The sequence below is a fragment of the Microcoleus sp. CAWBG640 genome (assembly GCF_020883015.1).
Lineage (GTDB): Bacteria > Cyanobacteriota > Cyanobacteriia > Cyanobacteriales > Microcoleaceae > Microcoleus > Microcoleus anatoxicus.
In genome coordinates this window covers 1-4,150 of the sequence record NZ_JAHRFC010000173.1, presented here as the reverse complement: position 1 = coordinate 4,150, position 4,150 = coordinate 1, and the positions used below count along the sequence as shown (strand labels likewise).

The window sequence follows — 4,150 nt, the reverse complement described above, 5'->3', positions numbered from 1 at the left end:
GGGGGCGATCGGACTAATTACTTTGACGAGCTGTGTACATGAAACTTCTTGGGTCCGCGCTGGCGGTAAATTTCATATAAAGCCATGCCCGTTGCTACGGAGACATTCAGGCTTGGTGTATTGCCCCTTAATGGAATTGAAACTAATCCATCACAGCCGCGCTGTATCAAAAGGCTCAAACCGTCAGCTTCACCACCTACAACTAAAACCGTGGGCCCGGAGAAATTCACTGTCTCTACCGATTGACTGGCCGTAGCGGCAGTGCCGTAAATCCAAAATCCAGCCTCTTTCAATTCTTCCAAAGCCCGACTGAGATTGACAACCCTCGCTACGGGTAAATTTTCCAAGGCGCCAGCGGCCACTTTTCTAACCGCGGAGGTAATCCCCACCGCCCGCCGCTGGGGTATCACTACGCCCTGAGTGCCCAATGCTTCTGCTGTGCGAATAATTGCCCCTAAATTGTGGGGATCGTTGAGTCCTTCTGCTACCACAATTACCGGATGTTCCGTAGCAGATTTAGCCTTGGCGATTAGTTCACTCAAATCTAGGTATTCGTGGGCTGATATTTGAGCTGCTACACCTTGATGGTTCGCTTTGCGCGTGATGTAGTCCAGTCGCAAATCGTCCACTTCGTCGATGATGCTACCGTTGGACTTGGCTTCGGTTAGCAAGCTGTGAAAGCGGGGATCGTAGCGCAGATGTGGCACAACCCAGATCCGGTTGAGCACTTGGTTTGCTTCGAGGGCCGCCTGCACAGCATGGCGTCCGTAAATCATGTCTGTGTCTGCTTCTGGTTGTACTACGCTGTTGCTTCCAGGCTCAACCGCACCACTGTCTCTGTTTTTGTAATAATTGCCACGGGATTCCTGGGGGCTGTTGTCTCTGTTTTTATAGTAATTGCCACGGGATTCCTGGGGGCTGTTGTCTCTGTCTCTGAAACGATTGCCACGAAATTCTTGGGGGCTGCTGTCTCTGTCTCTGAAACGATTGCCACGAAATTCTTGGGGGCTGCTGTCTCTGTCTCTGAAGCTATTGTCGCGAAATTCTTGGGGGCTGTTGTCTCTGTCTCTGAAGCTATTGTCGCGAAATTCTTGGGGGCTGCTGTCTCTGTCTCTGAAACGATTGCCACGAAATTCCTGGGGGCTGTTGTCTCTGTCTCTGAAACGATTCCCACGAAATTCTTGGGGGCTACTGTCTCTGTCTCTGTCTCTGAAGTGATTATTTTTTCGCAGTTCGGGTTTGTCCTCGGAGTTTAAGTTGCGTTTATAAACCGATCGCACGGGCATTTCTTGCGGTTGTGGGGTAAAGCTCGATCGCTTTTGAGGTGCTGCTACGGAGCGAGTGTCTGGACGGGGTTTACGTTCAAAACGGGGAGATGGTGACGAATCCTCACCGCGGCCTTCACTGTTGAATGGTCTGCTGTCGCGCTTGGACCCTTGGGGGTTTGGTCTAGTAAATTTTCTCATTTGTTTGTGCTGGCTGTAAAACTGGTTTTGGCTTAATGCCAAGGATTTTTTGATTGACCGATCGCTCTGGGACTTTTGAGATTTTAGATTGGTTCTGATTTGAGGATCTTGCTGTTTTTAGTTGCTAATTTATTACTCATAAATCCTCTTTACCTGAGAAGGATTTTGGCAATTTTAGGTAGGCGACGGCAGGCTTTTTAAGTAATAATTCGCTACTTGTAATTTCTAATCGCTAAAACCGTTAACTGTCAATTTCTAAAAGTGCCATAAGTATGGTCAATCTTTCGGGATCGGTGAGGTATAAGTATCCCACCAAAGTTTCTAAGCTGCTGGCTTGTTGGTAAATCTCTGGATCTGCCCGTGTGGAACGGCTCGCAGCAGCATTGCGGCCGCGCTTGACAATTGCTAATTCTGTGCTGTTCAAATAAGGAGCGATCGAGCGCAAATGACGCGCTTGAGTTTCGGCTCGTACTTGTCCCACCACCAATTGGTGATAAGTTTGCATTTTTTTTGGCGGAACTAAGTACAAAGTCCTAACGTATAGTTCGTATACTGCATCTCCCAAGTAAGCCCAAGCTGCTGGCGAAAGCCTTTCTATTACCGCTGATGTCACCATCCCAGGATGTAATTGATTGACACTGATATCACTAAAACTCAGCTTTTGTCCATTATCTGCCATCGGCGACATACTTTTTTAATCAAACTTCCGCACAGTTTTTTTTCTAGTCACTTACTAATCTGGTATCACAAGGCTCGTTTTAACTTGATACTTCCCTAAGCTTTATTGTTCAACATAGGTTATAAAATTATACCATTTTTTCAGCTATTTACCACAGATTCTTTGTCTCCTGACAAACATAAGAATTTGCTATCCAGTTGTCAGAACCGGATAGCTAATCTCATCCAATTATTCGTCAAGCATTCTTGACGTTTTCTATGGCACCATCAACACTCGTCTGCAAAGACAAAAATTTCTCTAAGCGAACCAGTTTAACAGTCTGAGTTACGCGGGGATTGGAAACAATTTGCAATCCCCCGTCAAAACTTTGGGCTTTTTTGACAAGTTGCACAAGGGCTCCCAAGCCTGAACTATCCACAAAGTCAATTTTAGACAAGTCCAAAATTACGTGTTTTGGACCATCCTCAATACATTTGGTCAGTACCTTCCGAAAAGTTGCCTCGGAAAAAGCGTCCAGTAGGCCAATCAGGCGAAATAGCTGATAGTTATTCCCGACTTCGCGAGTGCCTCTGAGGCTAACGGTCAGGTTCAATTGCTCAGAAATGACACCCTCCTAGCTAGATATTGCTTAAAGTCGAGGTTTCATTGTAGGAGTTTTTTGATCTTTTGTCTACTTTTTTTGTCAGTTGTGGGCTGGGGGCTGTAGACCACTGACAACCGACAACCGACAACTGACAACTGACAACCGACTAATGACTAATGACTACTTAACGGCTACTTTCTGATTTTCTCGCATGGACTGCACGAATCGATCGAACAAATAGTCGGCATCATGGGGACCCGGACTGGCTTCGGGGTGGTACTGGACTGAGAACAGTGGCAGGGTTTTGTGCTTCAATCCTGCTACGGTGCGATCGTTCAAGTTGAGGTGAGTAATTTCTACTTCGGGAACTAACGACTCAGGGTCGATCGCAAAACCGTGATTTTGGCTAGTAATTTCCACTTGCTGGGTTAAACCCGCTGGGTGATTCAATCCCCGGTGCCCAAACTTGAGTTTAAAAGTTTCCGCACCCAAGGAAAGTCCTAAAATCTGGTGTCCCATGCAGATGCCGAACACAGGTTTGTCCGACTTTAACAAAGCCTTCGCCGTCTCGATTCCTTCCGTTACCGCCGAGGGGTCTCCAGGGCCATTGGACAGAAAAATGCCGTCTGGGTTGTACTTGAGGATTTCCTCTGGGCTGGTGTTTGCGGGGACAACAATTACTCGACAGCCGTAACTGGCCAAACGCCGTAGAATGTTGCGTTTGATGCCAAAATCCAGGGCCACCACCGTCCACATTTCACCACTGGCCGGTTTGACTGTCGGACTAAATTCCCAAACCGATGCTGTGGGTTCAGACCACTCATACACCTCGCGGGTAGTCACTTCCCGAACCAGATTGAGTCCGTCCATAGTGGGGGCGTCTTGCACTTGCTCCAAGAGCTCGGCAGGGTCGAGAATCGAGGTAGAAATACCACCGTTGACTGCTCCTACCGTGCGAATTTTGCGAGTCAGGGCGCGGGTGTCGATGCCGTAAATTCCTGGGATATTGTACTGTTTGAGGTAGTCTGGGAGAGATTGGGACGATCGCCAGTTGCTAGGGCGAGTGCATATATTGCGAGCGATGGCTGCTCGAATATGGGGGTGGGAAGACTCTTCATCTTCGAGATTTACCCCGGTATTGCCCAATTCTGGATAAGTAAAAGTTACGATTTGTCCCGAATAACTAGGGTCTGTCAAGACTTCTTGATAGCCCGTCATCCCTGTATTGAATACTACTTCGCCGACGACTGTGCCGTGAGCGCCAAAGGACCAGCCGCGGTAAGCAGTACCATCAGCGAGGACTAGGAGAGCGGGTTGTGCAGTTGAAAGTGACATGGCATCCTTAATTACTGTCGTCTGGTTTCATTCTTATCACTGCCGGGGATTTGATGCTAGCCGGCAAAATACAAATATTATTTCAAA

Annotated in this window: 4 protein-coding genes; all 4 read right to left on the bottom strand. The window is 47.7% G+C overall.

Annotated elements, in window-relative coordinates; translation table 11 throughout:
* Positions 1 to 17 precede the first annotated feature (17 nt).
* The 4 genes from rlmB to carA all read right to left on the bottom strand — a co-directional run bounded on the left by rlmB (position 18) and on the right by carA (position 4,063).
* Positions 18 to 1,466 carry a 23S rRNA (guanosine(2251)-2'-O)-methyltransferase RlmB gene (gene rlmB / locus AAFP11_RS29780; protein WP_341740247.1) on the bottom strand — a complete coding sequence of 483 codons (1,449 nt, stop codon included), beginning with the start codon at positions 1,464 to 1,466 and terminating at the stop codon, positions 18 to 20.
* 241 nt (positions 1,467 to 1,707) lie between these two features.
* On the bottom strand, positions 1,708 to 2,154 hold the full coding sequence (locus tag AAFP11_RS29775) for a ribonuclease III domain-containing protein (RefSeq protein ID WP_341740246.1): 447 nt from the start codon (positions 2,152 to 2,154) through the stop codon (positions 1,708 to 1,710).
* 226 nt (positions 2,155 to 2,380) lie between these two features.
* Positions 2,381 to 2,737, bottom strand: a complete 357-nt coding sequence (locus AAFP11_RS29770) for an STAS domain-containing protein (RefSeq protein ID WP_341740245.1) — start codon at positions 2,735 to 2,737, stop codon at positions 2,381 to 2,383.
* Between the two features lie 171 nt (positions 2,738 to 2,908).
* Positions 2,909 to 4,063: a glutamine-hydrolyzing carbamoyl-phosphate synthase small subunit gene (carA, locus tag AAFP11_RS29765; protein WP_341740244.1), complete on the bottom strand. Its 1,155-nt coding sequence runs from the start codon at positions 4,061 to 4,063 to the stop codon at positions 2,909 to 2,911.
* Positions 4,064 to 4,150: the final 87 nt, after the last annotated feature.

Coding starts and splice junctions, on each gene's coding strand:
- rlmB (WP_341740247.1), bottom strand. CDS start 1,466: ATGAGAAAATTTACTAGACCAAACCCCCAAGGGTCCAAGCGCGACAGC.
- carA (WP_341740244.1), bottom strand. CDS start 4,063: ATGTCACTTTCAACTGCACAACCCGCTCTCCTAGTCCTCGCTGATGGT.
- AAFP11_RS29775 (WP_341740246.1), bottom strand. CDS start 2,154: ATGTCGCCGATGGCAGATAATGGACAAAAGCTGAGTTTTAGTGATATC.